This is a genomic window from Nitratireductor aestuarii (assembly GCF_014641695.1).
GTDB classification, from domain to species: Bacteria; Pseudomonadota; Alphaproteobacteria; order Rhizobiales; family Rhizobiaceae; genus Chelativorans; species Chelativorans aestuarii.
In genome coordinates, this window is the sequence record NZ_BMIF01000021.1 from 1 (window position 1) to 24,435 (window position 24,435).

22 protein-coding genes are annotated in these 24,435 nt (G+C 59.2%); 8 read left to right on the forward strand and 14 right to left on the reverse strand.

What is annotated here, in order from left to right; all coding sequences use genetic code 11:
• Positions 1-817: 817 nt before the first annotated feature.
• On the forward strand, positions 818-3,658 hold the full coding sequence (locus IEX27_RS19910; RefSeq protein WP_188722851.1) for an ATP-binding protein: 2,841 nt from the start codon (positions 818-820) through the stop codon (positions 3,656-3,658).
• 38 nt (positions 3,659-3,696) lie between these two features.
• Here IEX27_RS19910 and IEX27_RS19915 read toward each other — a convergent pair whose 3' ends face one another.
• The 4 genes from IEX27_RS19915 to IEX27_RS19930 form a co-directional block, all read right to left on the reverse strand.
• Positions 3,697-4,533: an alpha/beta fold hydrolase gene (locus IEX27_RS19915; protein ID WP_244630470.1), complete on the reverse strand. Its 837-nt coding sequence runs from the start codon at positions 4,531-4,533 to the stop codon at positions 3,697-3,699.
• A 208-nt stretch (positions 4,534-4,741) separates the two neighbouring features.
• Entirely contained in the window at positions 4,742-5,668 is a 927-nt protein-coding gene (locus IEX27_RS19920) for a sensor histidine kinase (RefSeq protein WP_188722853.1), read from the reverse strand.
• A gap of 279 nt (positions 5,669-5,947) precedes the next feature.
• On the reverse strand, positions 5,948-6,235 hold the full coding sequence (locus IEX27_RS19925) for a hypothetical protein (RefSeq protein ID WP_188722854.1): 288 nt from the start codon (positions 6,233-6,235) through the stop codon (positions 5,948-5,950).
• 158 nt (positions 6,236-6,393) lie between these two features.
• Entirely contained in the window at positions 6,394-6,783 is a 390-nt protein-coding gene (locus IEX27_RS19930) for a winged helix-turn-helix transcriptional regulator (RefSeq protein ID WP_188722855.1), read from the reverse strand.
• A 101-nt stretch (positions 6,784-6,884) separates the two neighbouring features.
• On the opposite strand from IEX27_RS19930, the gene IEX27_RS19935 reads away from it, so the two are divergent.
• Positions 6,885-7,898 (forward strand): zinc-binding alcohol dehydrogenase family protein, encoded by a 1,014-nt coding sequence (locus tag IEX27_RS19935; protein ID WP_188722856.1) that lies wholly within the window; start codon positions 6,885-6,887, stop codon positions 7,896-7,898.
• A 66-nt stretch (positions 7,899-7,964) separates the two neighbouring features.
• Here IEX27_RS19935 and IEX27_RS19940 read toward each other — a convergent pair whose 3' ends face one another.
• Positions 7,965-8,876 (reverse strand): LysR family transcriptional regulator, encoded by a 912-nt coding sequence (locus IEX27_RS19940; RefSeq protein ID WP_188722857.1) that lies wholly within the window; start codon positions 8,874-8,876, stop codon positions 7,965-7,967.
• A gap of 103 nt (positions 8,877-8,979) precedes the next feature.
• Here IEX27_RS19940 and IEX27_RS19945 point away from each other — a divergent pair, with 103 nt between their 5' ends.
• Positions 8,980-9,741: an SDR family NAD(P)-dependent oxidoreductase gene (locus IEX27_RS19945; protein WP_188722858.1), complete on the forward strand. Its 762-nt coding sequence runs from the start codon at positions 8,980-8,982 to the stop codon at positions 9,739-9,741.
• A gap of 85 nt (positions 9,742-9,826) precedes the next feature.
• On the opposite strand, the gene IEX27_RS19950 is transcribed toward IEX27_RS19945, so the two are convergent.
• From IEX27_RS19950 to msuE, 8 genes are read right to left on the reverse strand one after another with little or no spacing between them, the layout of a single operon-like run.
• Positions 9,827-11,479 (reverse strand): ABC transporter ATP-binding protein, encoded by a 1,653-nt coding sequence (locus IEX27_RS19950; protein WP_188722859.1) that lies wholly within the window; start codon positions 11,477-11,479, stop codon positions 9,827-9,829.
• A gap of 8 nt (positions 11,480-11,487) precedes the next feature.
• The gene (locus tag IEX27_RS19955) at positions 11,488-12,405 is read right to left on the reverse strand and encodes an ABC transporter permease (RefSeq protein ID WP_188722860.1); all 918 of its coding nucleotides are present in this window, start codon (positions 12,403-12,405) and stop codon (positions 11,488-11,490) included.
• Positions 12,402-13,379: an ABC transporter permease gene (locus IEX27_RS19960; protein WP_188722861.1), complete on the reverse strand. Its 978-nt coding sequence runs from the start codon at positions 13,377-13,379 to the stop codon at positions 12,402-12,404. The genes IEX27_RS19955 and IEX27_RS19960 overlap by 4 nt, the downstream gene beginning before the upstream one ends.
• A 16-nt stretch (positions 13,380-13,395) precedes the next feature.
• Positions 13,396-15,003 (reverse strand): ABC transporter substrate-binding protein, encoded by a 1,608-nt coding sequence (locus IEX27_RS19965; RefSeq protein WP_188722862.1) that lies wholly within the window; start codon positions 15,001-15,003, stop codon positions 13,396-13,398.
• 30 nt (positions 15,004-15,033) lie between these two features.
• On the reverse strand, positions 15,034-16,368 hold the full coding sequence (locus IEX27_RS19970; RefSeq protein ID WP_188722863.1) for an NtaA/DmoA family FMN-dependent monooxygenase: 1,335 nt from the start codon (positions 16,366-16,368) through the stop codon (positions 15,034-15,036).
• Between the two features lie 12 nt (positions 16,369-16,380).
• On the reverse strand, positions 16,381-17,238 hold the full coding sequence (locus tag IEX27_RS19975) for an isocitrate lyase/PEP mutase family protein (RefSeq protein ID WP_188722864.1): 858 nt from the start codon (positions 17,236-17,238) through the stop codon (positions 16,381-16,383).
• A gap of 11 nt (positions 17,239-17,249) precedes the next feature.
• Positions 17,250-18,473, reverse strand: coding sequence for an acyl-CoA dehydrogenase family protein (locus IEX27_RS19980; protein WP_188722865.1), 1,224 nt, complete (start codon positions 18,471-18,473; stop codon positions 17,250-17,252).
• 11 nt (positions 18,474-18,484) lie between these two features.
• Complete coding sequence (msuE, locus tag IEX27_RS19985; protein WP_188722866.1) at positions 18,485-19,045, reverse strand: FMN reductase; 561 nt, start codon at positions 19,043-19,045, stop codon at positions 18,485-18,487.
• A gap of 348 nt (positions 19,046-19,393) precedes the next feature.
• On the opposite strand from msuE, the gene IEX27_RS19990 reads away from it, so the two are divergent.
• The 4 genes from IEX27_RS19990 to IEX27_RS20005 all read left to right on the forward strand — a co-directional run bounded on the left by IEX27_RS19990 (position 19,394) and on the right by IEX27_RS20005 (position 23,467).
• A complete protein-coding gene (locus IEX27_RS19990) occupies positions 19,394-20,806 on the forward strand; it encodes a circularly permuted type 2 ATP-grasp protein (RefSeq protein WP_188722867.1) in 1,413 nt (470 codons plus the stop codon).
• A gap of 108 nt (positions 20,807-20,914) precedes the next feature.
• Positions 20,915-21,856 carry an alpha-E domain-containing protein gene (locus IEX27_RS19995; protein WP_188722868.1) on the forward strand — a complete coding sequence of 314 codons (942 nt, stop codon included), beginning with the start codon at positions 20,915-20,917 and terminating at the stop codon, positions 21,854-21,856.
• Positions 21,857-21,865: 9 nt separating this feature from the next.
• The gene (locus tag IEX27_RS20000) at positions 21,866-22,663 is read left to right on the forward strand and encodes a transglutaminase family protein (protein WP_188722869.1); all 798 of its coding nucleotides are present in this window, start codon (positions 21,866-21,868) and stop codon (positions 22,661-22,663) included.
• Positions 22,664-22,732: 69 nt separating this feature from the next.
• Positions 22,733-23,467: a proteasome-type protease gene (locus IEX27_RS20005; RefSeq protein WP_188722871.1), complete on the forward strand. Its 735-nt coding sequence runs from the start codon at positions 22,733-22,735 to the stop codon at positions 23,465-23,467.
• Between the two features lie 68 nt (positions 23,468-23,535).
• On the opposite strand, the gene IEX27_RS20010 is transcribed toward IEX27_RS20005, so the two are convergent.
• Complete coding sequence (locus IEX27_RS20010) at positions 23,536-24,012, reverse strand: MarR family winged helix-turn-helix transcriptional regulator (RefSeq protein WP_188722870.1); 477 nt, start codon at positions 24,010-24,012, stop codon at positions 23,536-23,538.
• A gap of 187 nt (positions 24,013-24,199) precedes the next feature.
• Here IEX27_RS20010 and IEX27_RS20015 point away from each other — a divergent pair.
• Positions 24,200-24,435, forward strand: a 236-nt coding sequence (locus tag IEX27_RS20015; RefSeq protein WP_507763577.1) for a GNAT family protein, incomplete at its 3' end; no start/stop codon positions are given.

Genomic DNA, 24,435 nt, shown 5'->3' on the forward strand with positions numbered 1-24,435 from the left:
TCAGTTGCCTGACGCTTCCAGATCCACGCGTCCTCTGCCGACCACGTTTCTCTTTCTTCTATATTCAATTGTCAAAGAACAGGCGAACCTAATCGCCGCAGGGCTCAAGTCTTTTACCACCGAACCCTGAAAGCCGCCATCGCGTCTTTCGGAAAACCATATCTCGGAGACGAAGCGTCTCCTCCGTCAGCAGCGCCGCCGCCGTCGTTGATGGGCTGCTTATAGGCCCCTCAAACTCGAGTCGTCAATCGGGTTTTTTGAGCGAACCCAAAAATTATCGCTCCACTGGCCTGTTATGGTTAACAAAGCCTTCCCGAAAGGCCGCAGCCAAGCCCCCAGCTTCGCCCAAACCCTTACGCCCCAACGCTTCCAGCGTTATCCACAGATGCGAGACGACGCAAATGCCAGACCGACGGAAGCTTCAAAGAACGGGCTGTTCCAAGACCAACGGCCCAGGCTGCAAAGAACAGGACGACCCGCGCCCTGCCCTCGGCGCTAACCACATATGGGAACGCAACAGCGCGATTCCAAGGAGGGCAACGGTTGTAGAATGCTGGGAGGATTGAACGACGCGAATCCGTCTATGAACTGAATCGGTTCGGCCCCGCAACAAAGGGGTGTCTTGACCGTGAGAGGCCATTCAATATCCTACCTCCGCCACGGTAGGGCCAGCGATTTTGCTGCCGGCCTCATCGAGAATACCACGGGCACGGAGATGAACTGCATCCGTTCCCGGCACGAGCACCTGGAAATTGCCCGGGCGCCATCAACACTTGCAATCCACCTGGGGGTTACCCTCATTCGACGGGAGGGGAGCATGGAGCCATCCGACCATCTGGAAACATTTCGTTTTGGAAACTACCTGCTTGATCCTCAGCGACGGAAGCTAACCAGAGAAGGCAACCCTGTCGAGCTGGGGAGCCGTTCCTTTGATCTTCTCGTGCTTCTGGTCCGCGCCAGGGGGCAAATCGTCAGCAAGAACCAGATCCTTGACGAGGTCTGGCCCAACCTCATTGTCGACGAAACAAACCTCAGGTTCCAGATTTCCCGCCTTCGCAAGGAACTGTCCCAGTCATCGGAACCTGGCGAATACATCAAGAGCGTTGCGGGCCGCGGCTATGTCTTTGTTGCTCCGGTCACAGCCCAGAGCCAACCGAGCAATATCGAAGAAGCGCGCAGCAGCCCGGAATCCCGCACACCGATCCCCACCAGGGTGAAACTCCTCTTTGGCAGAGAAGAGAACCTGAACAGGCTCCATGACCTGCTGCTGCAGGCACGGTTTGTGAGTATCGTCGGCAGCGCGGGAATGGGGAAGACCACGGCCGCCATCGAGCTGGCGCACAGGCTCACCGAGCGCTTCGGCAGCAACATCTTCTTTGTTGACCTCGGATTGGTGGGCAGCTCTGAGGCGGTGCTGCCCGCGATTGCGGGTGCAGTCAGTTTCTCGTTTGCTTCAGGCGATCTGCTGCGGGGTCTGGTAACATCCCTCGAACGGCGGCAAATCCTGCTGATCCTTGATTGTTGCGAGCACGTTCTGGATGCCGTGTCCGAGGTTACTGCAACTCTGGTCAGGGAGGCTCCGTCGGTCTTCATTCTGGCGACAAGCCGCGAGCCGCTGAGGGCGCTCGGCGAAAACGTCTACGCTCTGCCGCCGCTCATGCTGCCGGAGATGAACCAGCAAGAAATCACTGCCGCCCAGGCGATGCTGTCTCCTACTGTTCAGCTCTTCATGACGCGAGCGCGCGAATGTGGCTTCGGGGGCCAGCTCGAAGATGAGGACGCTTTGGCGCTGGTCCATATATGTCATCGTCTGGAAGGCAATCCTCTGGCGATCGAGCTGGCAGCCAGCCGGGTCAAGATGTACGGGTTCTCGGCTCTCCTGGAGGTGCTCGACAACCGGCTGTTCCTCAGCTGGCCCGGCCTTCGCCACGATCCGCGACATGCGACGCTGGGGGCTGCGCTCGACTGGAGCTTCGCGCTTCTTTCTGAACTTGAGCAGAGGGTGCTCACGCGCTTATCGATCTTTGTGGGGACATTCTCGCTGGAGGCAGCGGTTGCCGTCTGCCGGGATCTTGCCGAAGACCAATGGACGGTAGCGCGCGTGATCGAGGAACTCGTCGACAAGTCGCTTCTGTCCACCCAGCATGGTTCCAGAGCACTCAAGTACCGCCTGCTCGACGTCACCCGGATCTACGCCGAGGTGAAGCTCCTGGAAAGCGGTGAAAGGGACCATGTCGCCGAGCGTCATGCGGGATATTTCCTGGGCGTTCTTCAAGAACTGCACACCAGGATTGACCGCGATCCGGAAGATGTTCTGGAGGCGGGTCTCATGGGTAATGTCCGGGCTGCGCTCGAATGGTGCTTCTCGGCATCGGGAAGCAAGGAGCTTGGCATTGAACTCGCAGCCGTGGCTTCGCGCCTGTTCATCGAGCGCGGGCTGATGCACGACTGCGTGCGGTGGTGCCAAACTGCGCTGGCTGCCCTTGGGGAAGAGGCAGAGCCGTCGAAATCAGCACTGTTGCTGCAGCTGTCGCTTGCAACGTCGATGATGTATTCGCTTGGCAATGTGGAGGCGGTCGGCGGGGTGCTCGATCGGGGGCTTCAGATCGCCTTTGCTCTGCGAGACAACGACTACGCACTTGAACTGCTCGCCGGCCGAAACCTGTATCACACGCGTCGGGGTGAGTTTGCAGACGCACTCAAGGATGCAGAACGATTTGCGGCCCTTGCTCGCAAACTGGAGAATCCCAAACACCTCGTCACTGCAGAATACATCCTGGGGATTGCCTATAACCTCGTCGGAAAGCAGGACCTTGCGCGAAAGACGCTTGAATCAGGATGGGTGCGCGGACAAATGCTCGGCCTCAGGCGTCTGGTCTACTGTGGGTATGACACAATACTGCGGACACACATCAGCCGCGTATGGACGGCATGGCTGTGCGGCTTCCCCGAAGAGGCCGCCACTTTGGCCGATCAGGTGTTGAAGGCTTCGGCCAGGGATGCCAACCCCGTGACCGCCTCTATCGCACGTCTGCTCGTCGCGCAGCAGATCCTGTGGTCAGGTGACAGGGAGTGGGCGCAGCGCGTGGTGGATGAGCTGATGGATATCGCCACCACACATGATCTTCGCCCATACAGGAGCGGCGGGCGTTTGCTTCAAGGCAAGTTGCTGCTGGCTGCGGGAGATGTCGAAGGAGCCATTCCCGTCCTTGGCGAGGCGCTGCAGTCATTGAGAGAACTGCGGGTGACCGTGCTGATAACGCCAGGCGCAAGGTCCTACGTGGAGTGCCTCGCGACGACCGGCAAGACGCAAGAGGCGGAGGAAATTCTTCTGCCTCTGATTCAGAGCGCCAGAAGCTCGCCAACCTACTTTCTTCCGGAGCTCCTCAGAACCCGAGCGGACTTGTTGGTGATGCAGGGACGCCCCGACGATGAAGCAGAAAGTGCATATGAAGAAGCGATCGCTCAAGCGCGCGATGATGGTGCGCTGGCCTGGGAGCTGAGAGCGACAAAGGCGCTCGCCCGTCACCTCGTGAGCATAGGCAACAAGGCCCGGGCTCAAGCCATCCTTCAGGATGTATGCAGTCGCTTTGCCGAGCGCACGAGATCCAGGGATCTTGCCGAAGCGGAACAACTTCTCGCGGACCTGGCGGGCTGACGGGAACGTGGTGCCGGCTACCACATCCCCATCAGAACTCACGCCCGGATGAATGCCAGCAGATCGGCATTGATGACGTCGGGATGAGTCGTGAGCATGCCGTGCGAATATCCGGGATACGTCTTGAGCGTACCATTCTTGAGCAGCTTGATCGTCTTTAGCGCAGAGGCTTCGATCGGAACCACCTGATCATCCTCGCCATGCAACACGAGCGTCGGAACCGTAATGGCCTTCAGGTCCTCGGTTTGATCCGTTTCCGAGAAGGCCTTGATGCCCTGATAGTGGGCAATGGCCCCACCATTCATGCCCTGCCGCCACCAGTTCTGAATGACGCCTTCCATGGGGGAAGCACCTTCACGATTGAAGCCGTAGAAGGGACCAGCAGGCACATCCCGGAAGAACTGAGCCCTGTTCTTGGCTAGCGTTGCACGCCATGCATCGAAAACAGACATCGGCGTGCCTTCCGGATTTTCGGGTGTCTGCAGCATCAGCGGCGGGACGGCAGCGACCAACACGGCCTTGGCAACGCGTCCGGCAGGCTGACCATGGCGCGCGACATAGCGGGCAACCTCGCCGCCGCCTGTCGAGTGGCCGATATGGACGACGTTCTTCAGGTCCAGCGCCTCGACCACGGCATAGGCGTCAGCCGCATAGTGGTCCATGTCATGCCCATCGGACACCTGCGAGGAACGTCCATGACCCCGGCGGTCATGAGCGACGACGCGATACCCATGCGAAAGGAAGAACAGCATCTGAGCATCCCAATCGTCCGATGAAAGCGGCCAGCCGTGGTGGAACATAATTGGCTGGGCTTCTCTTGCGCCCCAATCCCTGTAGAAGATTTCAACACCATCCCTGGTTGTAACGTAACCCATTTTCATTTCTCCTGAATTTGATGGATCTATGGTTGAGTTTTCTGCCGCCAGCACAGTCTCTGACGGTAGAATTGTGGTTGCCGTGATTGCCGTTGCTACTTGTAAAGCCTCACGGCGGGTGAGTTTTAAATCTGTGATGCTCATGGTTTATCCCTTCTATTGTCAGTACAAGCCGACAGGATTCAGAAAGCATTTCGCCCTGCCCGCTTCATCGAAGGTCCTCGGCCGCAAACATCAGCTGCCTCGGCCTGGTCTGGACCGATGCCGTCGGGGCGAAGATGGAAAACCGGACCCCGCGATGCTGGATTGAACCGATCTCGCTTCTGTACCCCAGAAGGCCGAGCGCCTGGCGCACGATAAACAGCCCAACACCTGATCGGACCTCCTGGGTGGATCCCAGGTGCGTAAACGGACTAAACGGCCGCGGGATCGGGTGGCTGGATGCCTGGAGCGTGTAAATGACATCAAGCCGGACGGTGTCACCGCGCCGTCGCGCGCCGACGAGAACCTGTCCCTCTTCCCCCGTGCACAAAACCGCGTTTCGGGTCAGATTGCGCAGGATGGTCCTGAGCAGGAGCGGATGGCTCTCCACCACCGCACTCGTCCTCGCCAGCCGGATATAAACGCCGGCAGACCTCGCCATTTCCTCGCAATCCTGCACGGCCTGAGAAAGCAGGTCTGCGACGTTAACCGGACGCGCGGCGCCACTTTGATCCAAAGGTTGCAAAGCCTCAATAAGAAGCGAGAGGTCTTCAATGATCCGGCCGAGAGCATCCTCGCCTCGTTGAAGAAGATGAACATCCTCGATGTTCCGTATTCCCAGGTTCAGAAGCTCAAGACTGCGTCCGATGGTCTGTAGTGGCTGCCACAGATCGTGAGCCGCTATGGCAAGGAGGAACTTCTCAAAGTTCAGTTCTGGACGCAGCTCGTCTTCGGGACTGCTACGTGCCTGGAGGAAGCTTCGGGCGGGCATTTCTAACTTGTTGATGCTTTGGAACATGGCGGTTCTCACTCCCGGTTCGACAATATCCCTGTGACGATGAGAGTTGCCGATCAGTACGAGGAATGCGAGTTTAACGTTGTGAGATCCTGTTAAATGACGCGCTTCTGAAATGAAGCACTTAATACAGGTCATGCAGCGGTCTTTGATCAACGAAACTTATACACAACGAACCGATCCGCGAGCCTTCTTTTCTTGCCGCTATACGTGCGTTCCTCCTTCTACGCTTGGAGTTGTTGACGCAGGAACTTGCACAGCCCGCTCTTCCGAGCAGGTCGTTCGCTCCGAGGAGATGAGCTGTGCAAACGAGGTACTGTGATCAAGAGAGGATACGAGAAGGCAGACCAGGAATGTCCACCCCCCCCCCCATCTCACTGAGAGGCTCCTTGCCGAAGGACAGCGGCACGAGCCTGCCTATTCGGCCACCACAATTTCGGTTGCATCAAGTACCCTTACATAGTTCTCCTCGCCCAGATCCATGATATCCGGGGTCTGAGATTGCCATGTAACGGCTACCTTCTGACCAGCCTTGATATGCGAGAGGTCGTAGTTCGCCGGAAGCCGGTAGGCATCACCATTGCGGATGATGACCTCATGCCCGCTGACAGCTTCGACGGTGCCGATGGCAGTAAATGCCGAAGCTTGCGAAACGGGGAATGCCAGTATTGCGGCGGTAACAGTTGAGAGAATAAAGTTCCTCATTTGCTTTTACTCCTATCATATTCATGCGATCACGCACCAGCTGCCTTTAAACAGCCCGCACTACATTTTGTTGTTGGTAGTCTATTCTTGGAATTGCGTGACAGCCGACAGATAGGAAGCCAATTTCCCGGTTTCTAATTTGATGGCGTTAGAAATTGTTAGATATTGCGGAGAGGATCAGCTTCGCGGGGATCATGCCCTTTTGGCTTGCCAGAGAGCCCTATGTTGGCATCTCCCCAGTCCTTCAGAGCTCTCAGGATCGGCTCCATCGTGCGCCCAAGATCCGAAAGCGAATATTCCACTCTGGGCGGCACCTCAGCATAGACCTTGCGTATGATGAGGCCATCTTCTTCCATCTCACGCAACTGGCGCGCGAGCATCCGGGGAGTGCAGTTCGAGGCATGGCGGCGGATTTCATTGAACCGAAGCGTGCCGGACAGCAGATGCCACATGATGATCGACTTCCACTTTCCATCGATGAGACCAATGGCAGCCTCGACGGAACAGCCGGGAGCACAGTCGAAACGGGAATGACGAACCTTGGCCATATCAGTATCCTTTTTGATACTATATGAATTTGTTGTGCGTATTGATTGGGCTTTTATGTAACTCATCTTTGCCCCGTCGCAACCTGATGAGGAGCAAAATCATGAAAGCAGTTGGCTACAGAATTCCCGGACCTATCCAGCACGAAAAGTCCCTGGAGGATATCGAGCTGCCACGTCCCAGTGCATCCGGCCATGACCTCTTGGTCGAGGTCGACGCAGTTTCAGTAAATCCCGTCGACACAAAGATCCGGCATAGAGTGACGCCGGGTGACGATGACTGGAAAGTTCTGGGTTGGGATGCCGTTGGCCGCGTGGTGGAGATGGGTCCCATGGCGGAAGGCTTCGCGATTGGCGACGAGGTTTTCTACGCCGGCTCCATCGCCCGTCAGGGCACCAACAGCCAGTTCCATCTGGTTGATGCCCGCATCGTCGGGCACAAGCCCAAGTCACTTTCCCACGCTGAAGCGGCGGCTCTTCCCCTGACAGCGATAACCGCATGGGAGATGCTGTTCGACCGGCTGGATATCCGCCGTCCAGTGCCTGGGGCGGCAAACGCAGTGCTGATCATAGGCGGAGCCGGCGGTGTAGGGTCGATTGCGATCCAGCTTGTTCGCGCCCTCACCGATCTGACCGTGATCGCAACCGCTTCGCGGCCGGAGACGCAAGAATGGGTACGCGAACTCGGCGCGCACTATGTGATCGACCACAATGGCGATATGGCTGACCAGATCAAGTCGTTGGGGATCGGTGCTCCGGGCTTCGTGTTCTCAACGAACAACAGCGAGCACCACATCGCCGGCATCCAGGAGCTGATCGCGCCCCAGGGCCGTTTCGGGCTGATCGATGATCCCGCCACGCTCGATGTGATGGGCTTCAAACGAAAGTCAGTCTCGGTTCACTGGGAACTGATGTTCACACGTCCGATCTTCGAGACTGCGGACATGCACAAACAGGGAAAGCTGCTCGACGAAGTAGCCAGGCTGGTGGACGAAGGCCGGATCCGGACGACGGTGACCGAGGTCATGAAGCCGATCAACGCCGAGAACCTCAGGAAGGCGCATGCCTTGATCGAAACGGGCAAGGCCCGCGGCAAGATCGTGCTCGAGGGTTTTTAGGCCGCGGTCAGCATCTGAGCACATCACCAATGGGCGCGGCGAAGGCATGGCAGCCGCGCCCTATGATCAACTCGCATCGGGCGGGGGATCACCGAACACCGGCTTCAATATCGACACGAGCCACGTGATGAACACGCGCACGCGGGGCGGAAGTTGCCGGTTGCTCGGATAGAGCACCGACAGCGGTGTCGGACGCGGTGTATATTCTCCCAGTATCTCAACCACCGTACCCGCCGCGATATCCTCGTCGAAACGATAGCGTGGAGCCTGGACTATCCCTAGCCCCAGACGCGCCGCTGCTGCATAGGCATCCGCACCGGTAACCAGAACACGGGAAGGCAGCGCAACCTCCATGCTCCCGTCTCCCATGGTGAATTCGAGCGGCATGACCCGCTCGGTGCGGGACGACACAAAGCCGATCATCATATGGCCCTCGAGGTCGTGCGGCGACTTCGGCGTGCCATGCCGGGCGAGATAGTCCGGGCTGGCACAGGTGATTTCCTGCATGACGCCCAACGGCCGGACGATCATGTCGCTGTCGTCCAGCTTGCCTGCACGAATGACGCAATCAACCCCTTCCCTCACCAGATCTACATAGCGCTCCCCTTCGCCCAGATGGACAGTCAACCCCGAGTGCTGCGCCAGAAAATCCGGCAAGGCAGGAAGAAGGATCGTCCGAACGAGGTTGCCCGGCGCATCAACGCGCAGCAGGCCGGCCACCCCTCCGCTTGCGTTCTGGTCTGCCTCCTCGAGCTCTGCCAGAATGGACAGGCAGCGACGGTAGTACTCCCAGCCTTCGACGGTTGGCTGAACATGGCGCGTCGTGCGTTGCAGCAGGCGCACGCCGAGCCGCCGTTCCAGATCCTTGATTGCAGCCGTAGCGACGGGTCGGGAGATGCCGAGATCGGCAGCGCCCGCGCTGAAACTGGCGCGCTCAACGATCCGTACGAACAACTCAAGGGTGGCAAGCCTGTCCATGCGGATTATTCTGTATTCCAGAACAGTATTGTCGGCAAGCTTGATCTAATTCCCACAGTAGGCTGCAACTATTTTGGGTGAGGCAAAAACAAGGAGCCTTACCATGACAAAACAATCTTCCATTGCATTGGTGACCGGCGGCAGCCGCGGACTTGGCCGCGCGACAGTTGAAGCGCTCGCTCGCCGGGGTTCCAATGTCATTTTCACCTACAACATCAACAGGGCCGAAGCGGCAAAGGTCGCCGGCATCCTCGAGGAGTCCGGCCAGAAAGCCGTAGTGTTGCAACTCGACACCGGAGACACCAAAGCGTTTGACCCGTTCGTGGGCAAGGTCAAGGAGGCGCTGCAAACTCTTGGTGCGGAGAAGTTCGACTATCTCGTCAACAATGCCGGCAATTCCAGCAACATGAGCTTCCTGAACGCCACAGAGGACGAGTTTGATGCCCTGTACAGAATTCATATCAAGGGCGTCTTCTTCCTGACGCAGAAGCTCGTCCCCCTGATCAAGGATGGCGGCCGCATCGTGAACATCTCGTCCGGCCTTACGCGGTTCGCCCTGCCGAACCGTGCGGCCTACGCGACCATGAAGTCAGCGGTGGAGACCATGACCCGGTACATGGCTTTCGAGCTTGGTGACCGTCGCATTGCGGTGAATGTTGTGGCGCCAGGCGCCATCGCGACCGATTTCAGCGGCGGCGTTGTGCGGGACAATCCGGATGTCGCCAAAGCAATTGGCGCAATGACCGCGCTTGGCCGGCCTGGTCAGCCTGAAGATATCGGGCCAATGATTGCCTCGCTGCTGTCGGAAGACAACCGTTGGGTCAACGCACAGCGGATTGAGGTTTCCGGCGGCATGCGCATCTGATGCGTGGTTACCTCCAGTTTCAAGGTTGCCGGTCCCCTTCCCGTCTCCAGCAGACAGGGGCCGGCAACCACCCTGACGTGGAGCGCTATGCTGCGGCAGCGAGCAAGGCGCGTGCGTACTCCGTCGAAGGCGCTGTCCATATGGAACTGCCTTGTTCCACGATCCTGCCGTTGCGCATCACGATCACGTCGTCGGCAATGAAGCGCACAACGGCAAGGTCGTGGGAGATGAAGAGATAGCTAAGGCCAAGTTCCTGCTTCAGATCCGCCAGCAGGTTGAGGATCTGCGCCTGTACCGACACGTCGAGCGCTGAAGTGGGTTCGTCGCAGAGTACGAACTCCGGACGCAGGATGAGGGCGCGGGCGATCGCTATGCGCTGTCTCTGTCCGCCCGAAAACTCGTGCGGATGCCGCCCGGCCGCTGTTTGCGGCAGTCCGACGTGGTCCAGAGACGAGGCAATCCTGCCCTGCCGCTCCAGCCGGTCCGAAATGCCATTGGCGACAAGCACGCCGTCGAGGATACGCTGGACGGTATGACGAGGATTAAGCGAGGCAAACGGGTCCTGGAAGATCATCTGGATCCGTTTGCGGTGCGAGCGCAACGCAGTGCCGCTGAAGCGCGTCAGCCGCACACCATCGAGCGAAACTGCACCCGATTCCGGGCGGACGAGACCGATAATGGCGCGCGCTACCGTGGACTTGCCGCTGCCGGATTCGCCAACAATCCCAAGCGTCCTGCCTTTCGGTATATTGAACGATACGCCGTCCACAGCAGTCCTACGGTCATAGCGGACAACGAGATCGTTCACCGCCAGACCGTGCTGCCGTGGTTCCGCGACGGGCAAGGGGGTCGCAGGGGGATTGGGCCGCCGCAATTCATAGTTGAATGAGCCGTCGCTCTGGCGCGTGACACTCACCTCGGCCAGCCTGTGCTGGTTGCAGCTCCGGTCATCGTCGAGCCTCAGCGAAGCGCCGATCAGTCCCTGGGTATAGGTATGTTTGGCGTTCCTGAAGAGATCGCGTGAGGCGAGCGTATCCATCACCTGGCCGTGATGGATAACCACCGCCCGGTCGGTCCATTGGCTGACCAGCGGCAGATCGTGTGAGATCAGCAGCACGGCCATGTTCAGCTCGCGTCGCAGCCTGTCGATGAGCTCCAGAATCTGCCGCCGGATCGACACATCGAGCGCCGTGGTAGGTTCGTCGGCAACGAGAAGTTTCGGCTTCAGGGCGATGGCCATGGCAATGACAATGCGTTGGCGCTGGCCGCCTGAAAGTTCATGCGGAAACGCGTCGATGATGCGCTCCACATCGGGCAGCGCCACGATCCGCAGCAGTTCTAGCGTGCGCTCGCGTGCTTCACGAGCCGAGATCTTCAGATGCCGCCGCAGGACTTCGCCAATCTGCCAGCCCACGCGATAGACCGGGTTCAGCGTGGTCTGCGGCTCCTGAAAGACGATGCCGATGTCATTGCCTCGGATCTTCTCCATCTCGCTTTCGCTTGCAGTTGCGAGATTTTTACCCTCGAACAGGATGGAGCCCTCGATCTCCGTTTCACCCGGCAACAGGCGCAGGATCGACAGTGCTGTCGTAGACTTGCCACAGCCGGACTCGCCGACCAGTGCCAGCGATTCACCGGGCGCGATCGAGAACGACAGCCCGTCAACCGCAATGCCTGTGCGCAGCGCGTTGCGGTAACTGATGCGAAGGTCCGAGACCGTAAGCAGGGGTTCGGTCATGTGTCGTGTCACCCATTGCTGCGAGGGTTGAGAAAGTCATTCAGGGCATCGCCAAGGACGTTCAGGGCAAAGACGGTCACCACGATAAACGCGCCGGGAATGACGGTCGGGAACCAGTAGCTGCGGATCTGTTCGCGGCCCGAGCCGATCATGCTGCCCCAGGAGGCAGCATTCGGATCGCCAAGTCCGAGGAATGACAGAGCCGATTCCGCCAGGATCGCGGACGCAACGATGATGGAGGCTGTCACAATGAGTGTCGGGGCGATGTTTGGAAGTATTTCGCCGAACAGGATCCTCGGACCCGAGACACCGCTTGTCTCTGCCGCCAGCACGTATTCGCGCGAACGGTGGTTGATGACCTCGGCTCGCGTCAGCCGGGCGACTGCGTCCCAAGAAATCAGTGCCAGTCCGATGATGACGGTCGTCGCCGAAGGCTCAAGCACGGACACCAGCACCACCAACAGGACGAAGCCGGGGATCGTCTGAAAGATCTCGATGCCGCGCGTCACCACCCAGTCAATCCATCCCCCCGCATATCCGGCGATGGCTCCAATCAGGACGCCCACGACGAGGCTGATGAAGGCCACCGACAGGCCGACCAGGAGCGACACACGCGCACCAAAGAGCACTCCGCTAAAGAGATCGCGGCCCAGCACATCGGTGCCCAACGGATGGGCCCAGTCGACGAACGGCTGGATCAGCGGTTCGCCGGTTATCCGGAGCGGATCGCCCGGCCGCAGGATCGGCCCAACAATGGCCGTGAGGATGCCAAAGGCCAGGATCGCCGTCGCCAATGCAGCGGATGGCGTCTTAAGGAAGCGGATGCCTCCCCAGCGGTTGCGTGAGCCGAGCGCAGGATCGAAGACGCCAGCGCCCGGTTCGCGGTAACGGCGGGCGATGTTTGGATCTATTTCGAGGGGCGTCATGCGCGCGCTCCAATGCGGGGATCGAGGACGCGGTGCAGCAGGTCAACGAGGATGTTGGCGATGATCACCACAAAGGCGCTGGTGAGCAGGATCCCCAGCAGCAGGACATAGTCCCGCGCGTTGATAGCCTCGTAAGTGAGACGTCCCATGCCGGGCCACGAGAACACCGTCTCGACCACGACAGCGCCGCCCAGAATGCCGGCGATGTGCATGCCGGCCATGGTGGACACGGGGATCAGCGCATTGCGGACGATATGGCGAAGCGACACCTGCCACCGGTTCAGGCCCTTCGCCACCGCCGTGCGAACGTGGTCCTGCCGGATGACCTCGAGCATTGATGAGCGCGTGAGCCTCGCATAGATGGCAATGTAATAGGAAGCGAGCGCCAGCGATGGGAGCAGCAGATATCGTCCCCGCTCGAGTAGGTAGCTGAAACCGGAGGCGCGACTGCCGATCTTCTCTGCTCCGCCCGTGGGCAACCAGCCGAGTTGCACGGCGAACACGATGATGAGCATGAGGCCGATCCAGAAGGACGGTATTGAATAGAGCACCAGCGTCACCGCCGACAGCAGGCGATCCTTGCTGCGTCCGGCGTTCAGCGCCATCACAGCCCCGGCCGCAATGCCCAGGGCCAATGCAAGGGTGATCGACGTTCCAACCAGCAACAGCGTTGACGGTAGGCGAGCGGCGATCAGCTCGGTCACCGGCACGTCGAAGCGCATCGATTGACCCAGGCTGAACTGTGCGAGCGTACCGTAATAATGCAGTAACTGTTCCAGTATCGGGCGGTCGAGCCCCAGCGACTCCCTGAGCGCGCTGGTACCTTCCTCGGTCGCCGCGCCTGATGACGCGGCGATATAGTCGGCGATATCGCCCGGTGCGAGCTGGACGAAGAAGAAGCTCAGCGTCACGACGATGAACACCGTCGGCACTGCCTTCAGAAGGAGGAAGCCAAGCCTGCTGAGGAGGGTCATCGGCTGTTCCCTTCCATCAGGCGCCGCCGTCGGCCAGCCAGGCCCGCGCATAGGACGTGCTCGAATTCTGCTGGTCAATGAGGTGATCGCGCAGGGCCGCCCTCGAAACGGTGACAGGCTGGTACTGAACCAGGTTCACTGCCGGGAGGTCGCGATGAAGGATCTGCTGCAGCTCGACATAGAGCGCACGTCGCTTCTCCGGATTTGGCTCATAGGCAGCTTCATCGAAGATGCGGTCCACTTCGGGGTTGGAATAGTGCGCGTGGTTCGACCAGGCGAGCCCTTCCTTGATGTTGCCCGAATGGTAGCCGCGCTGGATGCCATCGGTTGGGTCGTAGCCGTTGGCAAGGACCTGGATATCCAGGTCGAACGCACCTTCCGTATAGAGCTTCTTGATGTAGGTCGGATGATCGTAGAGCGCGATTTCGGCCCGGATGCCGATTTCCGCGAGCGCTGAGCGGATAAAGTTCGCGCCATCGATCACCTGAGACATGAACGGGTTGGCCGTGAAGCGAACGGTGAAGCGCGTGCCATCGGCGCCGCGCGGATAACCGGCCTGATCGAGCAGCCGTTCGGCCTCTGCCGGATCATAGGCATAGTGCTTGATGCTGGCGTCATGGAAGTGCTTCATGGCCGGCACGATCGCGCTCGGCGACGGGATGGCGTAGCCCTGCCAGACCTTCGCGATATAGGCGTTGATGTCGATGGCATGCGCCACCGCCTGACGCACTTCCAGTTTCTTGAACGGCTCAAACCGGAGATTGAAGAAGATCTGGTTCAGGCCGCCGCCAAGGGAATAACCCTCCGTATCGAGCTTGAATTCCGGATTGTTCTTGAAGCGGGCGAGCTCACCGATTGGCACAGGTGTCGAATAGCCGATGTCAACCTCGTTTGCCTCGAAGGCGGCGAGCCTTGTCACCGCATCGGGAATATAGCGGATGATGATTGCATCAAGGTTAGGTTGTTCGGGTGCCCAGTAGTTCGGATTGCGTTCGAGCAGCGTATGACTGCCACGCACCCATTCCCTGAACACGAACGGACCGGTGCCGATCGGCTTCGCGTTCCATGGGTTCGTGCGCGGATCAGTGCCTTCATAGAGGTGCTTTGGCACGATTGGAGCCGAGTTGGCGTTGAGCGCGGGCAGCAGCGCTGGCGCCGGCCTGGAGAAATGCAGAACCACCGTATGGGGATCGCTGTCATCGATCTTGACCAGGTTTGCGAAGGTATTGCGCCGGCGCGGATGTACGTCCTTCAGGAACGAATAGGTATGAGCCACATCGGCTGAGGTAAACGGCGTGCCGTCATGCCAGGTCACACCTTCGCGAAGCTTGAACGTGTAAATCAGGCCATCATCGCTGACACTCCACGAGGTGGCCAGTTGCGGCTGTATAGAAAGGTCGAGGCCCTCGGTGACGAGGCCCTCGACAACCCGGCCGCCGACGCCTGCTCCACCGGCGTTCTGCAGGATTTCCACTTGCGTGGCGGGTTCGAGACCCATCACCACGCGCAGGGTGCCGCCCTGGACGGGTTTTTCGGAGGCGGCGAAGCTGCTGCTTGGCAGCGAGCCGAGAAGAGCCGTTCCGGCTAAGAGCTTACCAAAGTCACGGCGAGACAGTCTGGTCATGGTTTTTCTTTCGAAAGAAACAAAGAGATCTTATTCGGCGGCCGCGACGGCCTGACGCCGGACATGCTGGTTTTGCGGGCGCTTGACCCCGAGGTGCTCGCGCAGCGTCCTGCCTTCGTATTCGCGGCGGAAGAGACCGCGCCGCTGGAGCTCGGGCACCACATGCTCGCAGAAGTCCCTGAGGCCATGGATGACCCAGGGCTGGATCACCGCGAACCCGTCAGTTGCGCCCGCATCGAGCCACGCCTCGAAATCGTCGGCGATCGATTTCGTCGTGCCGACGAGGGGGCGATGGCCGAGGCCGATCGAACAGCGCTCGGCTGTTTCGCGTATGGTCAGTCCATTGCTGCGCGCGAAATTCGCGATTGCAGCGGCCCGCCCCTTCGACATGGTCGAGCGATAGGTTTCGGGGAACGGACCATCGATGTCAGCGCCCTCGAAATCGATGCCGAGGTTCTGCAGCGCCACCTCGATCGGCCAGAGCCGCGATACTTCGTTGAGCTTGCGCTCGGCTTCGGCCTGCGTTTCACCCCAGATCACGGCAGCGCCGGTGAGGACCTTGACGTCATCCGGATGACGTCCCGCCGCGATCGCATTCGCCTTGATGGCGCGGTAGGTCTTCTGGCCGTCGGCGATCGAATAATTCGCGCAATAGATCAGGTCAGCCACTGCACCGCCGAAGGCCATGCCCTCAGGCGAAGTGCCTGCCTGCGCGATCACCGGATAACCCTGGATCGGGCGTTCGACGCGCAGCGGCTGCTCGGCGACATAGTAGCCATTGTCGATGCGAGGCGCGTGAACCTTGTCGAGGTCGACATAGATTCCGCTCTCCTTGTCGCGCAGCAGAGCATCGTCCTCAAAGCTGTCCCAAAGTGCTGCGGTAACGTCGTAGAAGGCCCGTGCCCGCCTGTACTTGGCCTCTCCGGCCTCATCCGCCGGCACTTGCATGTTCTTCGCCGCCGGACCCTGCGTGGTCACGATATTCCAGCCGGCACGGCCGCCGCTGATATGGTCGAGCGAGGCCAATTGCCGGGCCAGGTTGTTGGGTTCGTTGTCGGAGACGCTCGCCGTGTAGACAAGCCCGATACGCTCGGTCCGCGCCGCGATTGCCGAGAACATCGTGGCGGGCTCGAATGTGCTCACGCTCCAGTAGTGCTTGGCCAACGGGTCTCCCTTGACCGGGAAGCCAGCGTTGTCAGCCAGGAACAGCGTGTCGAACTTGTACTTTTCCGCCAGTTGCGCGTAGTCGATGTAGTAGTTGATATCCAGCGACTGGTGGACGTTGATCAGCGGGTGCCGCCAGGACTGCGAGGCCTGACCCGTATAGATGAATGCTGCGAGATGGAGTTGCTTGCGGTCGGACATCGTCGGTCATCCCTATTCGGCTGCGACCTGGCTTGGCGACGTGCGCCTCAGCACCGCGTCGATATCAACTGCCGGGAAGGCGGTGACGACATTGCCGTCGCGCAGCTCTGCGAGCTGTGTCTGGATGGCGGCAAATGCATTGCGGATCACCAGTGTGCCGAGCGACACACGTGCCACGCCAATCTCACGCCATTGGGCAAATGAGGTGCCTTGCGGCGGGGCGAGCAGCGTCAATGGCCCGCGAATACCTACTGCCAGCTGGGCGACATCCTCATCGGACAGACCCTGTCCGGGTACGTAAATTCCGTCTGCGCCGGCATCGATGTAGAGGTTCGCCCGCCGGATTGCCTCCTCGACGGAACGCGAATGGGGCAGCCCGTCTTCGAGCAGGAACACGTCCGTGCGCCCATTGATGAAGAAGCCTCTGCCGGCGCGGTCCGCCGCCTCCCGGGCACGCGCAATCGCCCGCGCATGATCTTCGGCGGCGACCAGCGGAACGTCGTGGCGCGCGGGGCTGTCCTCGATGTTCGCGGCGACAACGCCGACATCAATGACACGCCGGATGCTGTCGCCAATATCGCCCGTCACCTCGGGATAGCCGTCCTCCAGGTCGATCGACACGGGGATCTGCACGGCCTTGACGATCTCGCCGATCTTCTGGACGACCGTTTCAAACTGGATGCGCTCGGAAGAAAGAATGCCGTTGGCATAGCCGAGAGCGGCGCTGGACGTGGCGATTGCTTCAAAGCCCGCATCTTCCGATGCGATGGCTGACAGCGTATCCCAGACCGTCGGGATCACGAAGAAGCCGTTGTGAAGATCGCGAAATCGTTCGAAACGGGAATGATGTGTTTCTGCCAGGATGGTCATCGTACTGCTCCTCAGAAGAAGCCAAGGGTGGGGAGAGGTGTGCCATTCAGGCGCCGCGCGGCCACGGCGAGCGCCTTGTAGCTGGCGGGATTGTGGGAGGCGATGGTGCGGATGTTGCGCCAGTGACGGTCGAGATTTTTTTCACGATCCGTAGCGGAGGCTCCGGCTATGTCGAACAAGCCGCTCGCCGCCCGCAGCGCGATCGCGTCGACCGCAACCTTCGCCTTGGCTGCAGCAACGGCTGCTTCCTGCGTTGCCTCCGTCGCGTCTGCGCCGCTGGCGATTACTGCCGATGCCTCGTCCAGCACCGCGGCTGCCGCGAGGATGGTGGCCCTGGTGGCGAAGGCATCCGCATCGCGTTCGCCGAGCGAAGCCAGAAGGATCGGGTCTTCCTTGGCAACTTCTGTTGGAGCGAAGTAGAAGGTGCGGCCTCTGCTTTCGAGAACCTGGGCCGCATCCCTTGCTATTGCCGAGACGATGCCGGCGATGACGGTCGTCAGGAACAGCTGCGCGATGGTCGAGGAAAAGAACATCCCTTGCGGATGCAGACGGTCGCTCTGGATGATCTCCTCGGGAGCGACCTCAACATCGGTGAAGACGGTCGTGCCGGTACCGGTCAGGCGCTGGCCCATGCCGTTCCAGTCATCGACCAGATCGATGCCCTTGCGGTCGACAGGCAGGATGACACCGGCGGTCGTGCCGTCTTCAAGGGCGGCATAGGTGGAGATCCAGTCGGAGAACAACGATCCGGTTGAATAGAATTTCCTGCCGCTCAGGCGATAGCCTGCGCCATGCTTTACCAGCACCGTACTCAATGGCGATGCGCCACCGGTCTGTTTACGGTCGAGCTCGGTGCCCGCAAGGCCGATCAGATCGCCCACGGCTACGCGGTTGCGCAGCTGCGTGAGAAACGGATCCTCGGTTGGATATACAGCCAGCCGTTCGATCAGCATGAAATGGTTGCGCCAGATATGGGCGATATTGCTGTCCGCCTCGGCAAGCGCATGGGCCTGAGCAAAGACATCGACCAGCGACGCGCCGCCTCCGCCCGCAGTTACCGGCAAGCGCGACGCACCGAACCGGATGGCCTTCAGCTGCTCCACCGCGACGAATGGGAGCTCGCGATTGGCGTCCCGCGATGCAGCCTTGGCGCTGAACTCCGCGAGAAGCTCTGACGACAACTGCCCGACCGGCGCCGCTGCCTCATGGACGAAATCAAACTGATGCTTGTTCATGGCTGCATCCCTCATGCCGCGACGCCGGAACGAACGGGGCGCCGGGCATCCAAAGTGTTTACCGCTTGTTCGATTGCCTGCTCGGTGCGCAGTCGAACGGCATCACCGACCAGCTTTCCGCCAGCAAAGTCCCGCTCCGAGGCAAAGATTGCGGTTGGGAGGGTGAGCGCCTCGAAGAAACCGAACAGCGGCCGGAGCTGATGCTCGACGATGAGGGCGTGCTTATCCCCTCCCCCGGTCGCGGTTACCAACACCGGCTTGCCGCGCAGCGATGCCGGGTCGAGCAGATCGAAGAAATGCTTGAAGAGGCCGGTATAGCTGCCCTTGAAAGTCGGCGATCCTACGACGAGGACATCCGCCGACACGATCTGCTCGACAATCCTGGCGGCTGCACCATCGAGATCCTGCACCCTATGGGTGTTGCTGAAAGAAGGCCCAAGATCAATGACGTCAAATACGCTATAAGAGCATCCTTTTCTATCACTGATGGCATTCGCGACAAATTCTACCAAGTTCTTTGTCTTGGATGGCCGAGATATATTGCCTGAAAATCCTACGATGTGACGGGTCATTGTCGGCCTCTTATCAAATGTACGTATATTACATTTGCGCTATACATCGATAAAAAGCAGGCTCTATTTTCCAAATGTGCTTGGTCATCGAAACCGCTTTTCTTTGGACAGTATCCAAAAAGAGCATTTCTCGCCTTCCGCCTTGCACCTGGAAGCACCGCCGCGGCAAAGACCGCTGGTGGTGAGGCTGTCGACAACGGTTACGGACTCGATGAGATTGTTCGGATGCGTCAGCAGGCGGCCGGGGCTGAGGCATTTCGACCAGGCATATCAGCTTCTCGATTTTACCTGCTTGCTTTCCTCAATTCGCGCGCAGAATAATGATGGATAAAAAACGAGGGGTACGCAGTGAAGCCGTTTGATGAGATGCTTGGCCCTGGTGGGCAAGTTCGCCACCCTTATGAGTTTCTCAAGCGCTGGCTTGATGAGCAGGACCCTGATCATCTTCTTCTAAAGTGCGCCGATGCGGAAAGCGTGTTCCGCAAGACCGGCATCACCTTTGCCGTCTATGGCGACGAAGAAGCCGGAGAGCGGCTGATCCCCTTCGATATCATCCCGCGCATCATCTCCGGGCAGGAATGGCGGCGTCTGTCACAAGGCATCGAGCAGCGCGTCATGGCGCTGAACGCTTTTCTGGATGACATTTACCATCGTCAGGAGATCGTCAAAGCCGGCCGTATTCCCAAGGAACTGATTGTCGGCAATGAAGCCTTTCTGCCGGAAATGATCGGGTTCCGCCCACCCGGCAACGTCTATACCCATATCATCGGCGTCGATATCGTGCGAACGGCCGAGAACCAGTTCTACGTGCTGGAAGACAATGCCCGTACGCCATCCGGCGTGTCATACATGCTGGAGAACCGCGAAACCATGATGCAGCTCTTTCCGGAGCTGTTCCAGAATGTAAAAGTTCGCCCGGTCGAAAACTATCCGCAATTGCTGCGCCAGTCGCTGGCGCGTGTGGCCCCCGCCGGCGCCAAGGGCGAGCCGACAGTCGCGGTGCTCACCCCCGGCATCTACAACTCGGCCTATTTCGAACATGCATTCCTTGCCGACCAGATGGGTGCGGAACTCGTCGAGGGCAGTGATCTGCGCGTGGTTGATGGGCGCATCGCCATGCGCACCACGCAGGGCTACCAGCCCATTGATGTGCTCTACCGCCGTGTCGATGACGCCTATATTGATCCGCTGACGTTCCGGCCGGATTCAACGCTTGGCGTGCCGGGCATCATGGATGTCTACCGCGCCGGAAACATCACCATTGCCAATGCACCTGGCACCGGCATCGCCGACGACAAGGCGATCTATTCCTATATGCCGGAGATCGTTGAGTTCTATACGGGTCGCAAGGCGATCCTGCAGAATGTGCCGACCTGGCGCTGCGCCGAGCCCGACAGTCTGAAATACGTGCTGGAAAATCTGGCTGATCTGGTGGTCAAGGAAGTCCACGGTTCGGGCGGCTACGGCATGCTGGTTGGCCCTGCGGCGACGAAGGCAGAGTGCGAAACCTTTGCCCAGAAGCTGAAAGCCAGACCGAAAAACTATATCGCCCAACCCACGCTGGCGCTCTCCACCACGCCGATCTTCACGGAAAAGGGCCTTGCGCCGCGCCACGTGGATCTGCGGCCATTCGTGCTGGTTTCCGATCAGATCCGCATCACGCCGGGTGGCCTGACGCGTGTGGCGCTGAAGGAAGGCTCGCTGGTGGTCAATTCCAGTCAGGGCGGCGGCACCAAGGATACATGGGTGCTGGATGACTGAAGCAAGTCTCCTTGGAGTGAGTAGCTGCTCCGGGAGAACGCATGCTGTTTTCGAATAAAATGCGACCAGGCCGGCACCAAGACCGGCGCGCGAAAAGGGGAATGATTTATGCTGCTAGGCCGTACGGCAAATGGGCTTTACTGGATGTTCCGCTATATCGAGCGCGCCGAAAACATGGCGCGACTGCTCGATGCGGGTCTGCGAATGGCGATCACCAAGACATCGGATGCTCCGGAAGAATGGTCATCCGTGGTTGTTTCGGCAGGTGTTGCGCAGGCCTTTGCGCAGAAGCACGACAGCTACACTGCTGCCAATGTGGCAGATTTCCTCCTGCGCGATGCCGCAAACCCATCCAGCGTCATGTCCTGCATGGAAATTGCGCGCTCCAATGGGCGGATGGTGCGCACAGCCCTGACCCGTGAGGCATGGGAAAGCGTAAATGAGGCGTGGATGACGCTGAAGAAGACGCTGAAAAAACAGGTCAAGGAAAGCGATCTGCCGGCGGTTCTCGATCAGGTGAAGCGCGAGACGGCCCTCATTCGCGGAGCCTTCCACGGCACGATGCTGCGCAACGAGATCTTCGATTTTGCGGGGCTTGGCACATACATTGAACGGGCCGACAACACAGCGCGCATTCTCGATGTGAAATATTATGTGCTGCTGCCGGCCGTGTCCTATGTCGGCACGACGCTCGACAATTATCAGTGGGAATCAATCCTGCGCTCGGTTGCGGCGCATCGTTCCTATCGCTGGGTCTACTCTGGCGATTATCGTCCCGCGGAGGTCGCCGACTACCTGATCCTGAACGGACGCATGCCGCGTTCATTGCACCATTGCTACATCAACATCATCAACCTTCTCGATCTTCTCGAAAAGGATTACGGCACCCGCACCCGCTGTCACGAAACAGCGGCGAAAATCGCGGGAAGCCTCGCCAACCAGGATATTTCGGCAATCTTTGATATGGGGCTGCATGAGTTCCTGACCGAATTCATCCGGAACAACAATCAGCTCGGCAGTGAAATCGCCGAAGCCTATAATTTCAATTGAGGTGACGATATGCTGCTCAATATCCGGCATGTTTCGCACTACTCTTATGAAAACCCCGTTCCCTATGCCGTGCAAAGGCTGCGTCTGCGCCCTCCAACAGTCCCCGGACAGAACGTGTTGGAATGGGATGTAGCGGTTGAAGGCGGCGCGCCTGAAGTCAGCTATGTGGATGGGTTTGGCAACAAGACTGATCTTGTCCAGCACCATCGGCATGTCACCGAGATTGTGATTACGGCTAGTGGCAAGGTTGAGGTTGAAGACCGGGCAGGTGTTCTGGGGCGCGTCTATGGCACGGCGCCGCTCTGGGTGTTTGAACGTGAGACTGAACTCACCATGCCAGGCGAGCGGCTGCGTGAGATTGCGGCCGGCCTTTCAGGGCGCACTGATCGTCTGTCACTCCTGCATGACTTGATGACCACGGTACACACGGCGGTCCAGTATATTCCGGGCGCCACCAATGTCAGCACCGATGCCGAAACTGCGTTGGCTGCGGGCCAGGGCGTCTGCCAGGATCATAGCCACGTATTCCTATCTGTTGCCCGCCTCCTCGGCATTCCTGCGCGCTATGTCTCCGGCTATCTGTCGATGGAGGGCGTGGAAGACCAGACGGCGAGCCACGCATGGGCGGAAGCGCATGTTGACGGACTTGGCTGGGTTGGGTTCGATGCTGCGAACAATATCTGCCCCAATGACCGCTATGTGCGCCTTGCAACAGGCCTCGACTACCGCGATGCAGCGCCGATCTCAGGTCTGAGATTCGGCCGCACAGAGGAAAATCTTGCGGTCCTTATCAATGTCGGGCAGTGATGCGGTAATATCGACTCTCCAGGATGCCTGGCAGAGACGAACAAGACGAATTGCCTTACGGAATTGCCAATGACCTACTGTGTCGGAATGCGGATCGATCGCGGGCTGATTTTCATGTCCGATACACGGACAAACGCAGGCCTCGATAATATTTCTACATTCTCGAAGATGCGCAGCTGGTCAATCCCGGGCGAACGGGTGATCGTTCTTCTGTCGGCCGGTAACCTCGCGACAACCCAGTCTGTCGCAAGCCTGCTGGAAGAACGGATGAAAGCACCGGGTGACCGTCATCCGAGCCTGTTCGAAGCGCCATCCATGTTCCAGATTGCACGAATGGTGGGTGAAACGGTCAAGGAAGTGATCGCCGTGTCCGCCAAAGGCGGTCAGAACGCCGATGCATTTGGCGCGTCGTTTATCCTGGGCGGGCAGATCAAGGGCGGACAGCCTCGCCTGTTTTATATTTACCCGGAAGGCAACTTTATCGAGTGTTCGGCGGATACGCCGTTCTTCCAGATTGGTGAGCACAAATACGGCAAACCGATCCTCGTGCGCGCCTATAAGGCAGAGATGAGCTTTGAGGACGCAACCAAGCTCCTGCTGGTCTCGTTCGACTCGACATTGAAAGCCAACCTTTCAGTCGGCTTGCCGCTCGATATGCAGATCTATGAGGCCGACAGCCTGCAACTCGGCGAGAAACACCGCTTTACGGCGTCTGATCCCTATTACCAGACGGTATCGCAAAGCTGGTCTATTGCTCTTCAATCCGCGCTGGACCAGTTACCCCCCTTCAGCTTTGACAAGTGATATAGTTAGCAATGCAACAGGCACGATAGCCGGTCCCACGGATGATGCATTAAAGAAGCCGCTCGCGGTCAGCGACGGTCCACCGGACCGACGTCGAGGAGCGGCGAGGCATCGATTGCGCCCGCGTTCAGGATCGCGCCGATCTTCTCGAGGGCTGCCACGATCATCGCCTGCTCCCAGTCGGGCAGCTTACTGAACTGTTGCGAAAATACGTGCTGCAGCGGATCGGGGGCGGATTCAAGCACCCGTCGTCCTTCCTCCGTTGCAGTCACCCAGACGAGCCTGCGATCATGCTCGCCGCGCGTGCGCTCCACCAGTCCACGCGCCTCCAACTTGTCGACGAGCGAGGTTGCGGTAGCCTGGCCAACGCCGGCCTTTGCCGCAATGTCCTTCGGCTGGGCTCTCGGGGACGAGGCGACAATTTCCAGAACGATCAATTGTGGTGTCGTGAGCCCGGTTGCGCGCGCGACGGTGCGCGCGTTCAGTTCGGTAGCGCGCAGTATGCGCCGCAGTGCGATCAGACTCGATTGCGTACGATCTTCCATTTCATCCCCGGGCTCCGCATCTCGGCCTTCTTAGCAGATAAAAAACATTTCGTTTATCGAATCAATTGTCCACCAGTTCGAGCGCAAATAACGCATTAAATCCCTATACTTACCGCAAAATCGAGGATCTGCTGTTGCAATATATTTCGATGACCGTAATATCTGCGACGTTGATATGAGGAGATCGATGCTAACCGCCGAAGCAATGACAATTCCCTACGTGGATGACGAAGTTACCTACCGCCTCCCAAAGGCTAAAGACGGAGCTGCGGTCTGGCAGCTGGTTCGCATCTGCAAGCCGCTCGATGAGAACTCGCTCTACTGCAATCTTCTGCAATGCGATCATTTCGCTGCAACCTCCATCATTGCCGAAAGTCGGGATGGCGCAATTGTCGGGTGGATTTCCGGATACCTGATCCCCGA

Coding starts and splice junctions, on each gene's coding strand:
- IEX27_RS19910 (WP_188722851.1), top strand. CDS start 818: ATGGAGCCATCCGACCATCTGGAAACATTTCGTTTTGGAAACTACCTG.
- IEX27_RS19915 (WP_244630470.1), bottom strand. CDS start 4,533: ATGGGTTACGTTACAACCAGGGATGGTGTTGAAATCTTCTACAGGGAT.
- IEX27_RS19920 (WP_188722853.1), bottom strand. CDS start 5,668: ATGACCTGTATTAAGTGCTTCATTTCAGAAGCGCGTCATTTAACAGGA.
- IEX27_RS19925 (WP_188722854.1), bottom strand. CDS start 6,235: ATGAGGAACTTTATTCTCTCAACTGTTACCGCCGCAATACTGGCATTC.
- IEX27_RS19930 (WP_188722855.1), bottom strand. CDS start 6,783: ATGGCCAAGGTTCGTCATTCCCGTTTCGACTGTGCTCCCGGCTGTTCC.
- IEX27_RS19935 (WP_188722856.1), top strand. CDS start 6,885: ATGAAAGCAGTTGGCTACAGAATTCCCGGACCTATCCAGCACGAAAAG.
- IEX27_RS19940 (WP_188722857.1), bottom strand. CDS start 8,876: ATGGACAGGCTTGCCACCCTTGAGTTGTTCGTACGGATCGTTGAGCGC.
- IEX27_RS19945 (WP_188722858.1), top strand. CDS start 8,980: ATGACAAAACAATCTTCCATTGCATTGGTGACCGGCGGCAGCCGCGGA.
- IEX27_RS19950 (WP_188722859.1), bottom strand. CDS start 11,479: ATGACCGAACCCCTGCTTACGGTCTCGGACCTTCGCATCAGTTACCGC.
- IEX27_RS19955 (WP_188722860.1), bottom strand. CDS start 12,405: ATGACGCCCCTCGAAATAGATCCAAACATCGCCCGCCGTTACCGCGAA.
- IEX27_RS19960 (WP_188722861.1), bottom strand. CDS start 13,379: ATGACCCTCCTCAGCAGGCTTGGCTTCCTCCTTCTGAAGGCAGTGCCG.
- IEX27_RS19965 (WP_188722862.1), bottom strand. CDS start 15,003: ATGACCAGACTGTCTCGCCGTGACTTTGGTAAGCTCTTAGCCGGAACG.
- IEX27_RS19970 (WP_188722863.1), bottom strand. CDS start 16,368: ATGTCCGACCGCAAGCAACTCCATCTCGCAGCATTCATCTATACGGGT.
- IEX27_RS19975 (WP_188722864.1), bottom strand. CDS start 17,238: ATGACCATCCTGGCAGAAACACATCATTCCCGTTTCGAACGATTTCGC.
- IEX27_RS19980 (WP_188722865.1), bottom strand. CDS start 18,473: ATGAACAAGCATCAGTTTGATTTCGTCCATGAGGCAGCGGCGCCGGTC.
- msuE (WP_188722866.1), bottom strand. CDS start 19,045: ATGACCCGTCACATCGTAGGATTTTCAGGCAATATATCTCGGCCATCC.
- IEX27_RS19995 (WP_188722868.1), top strand. CDS start 20,915: ATGCTGCTAGGCCGTACGGCAAATGGGCTTTACTGGATGTTCCGCTAT.
- IEX27_RS20000 (WP_188722869.1), top strand. CDS start 21,866: ATGCTGCTCAATATCCGGCATGTTTCGCACTACTCTTATGAAAACCCC.
- IEX27_RS20005 (WP_188722871.1), top strand. CDS start 22,733: ATGACCTACTGTGTCGGAATGCGGATCGATCGCGGGCTGATTTTCATG.
- IEX27_RS20010 (WP_188722870.1), bottom strand. CDS start 24,012: ATGGAAGATCGTACGCAATCGAGTCTGATCGCACTGCGGCGCATACTG.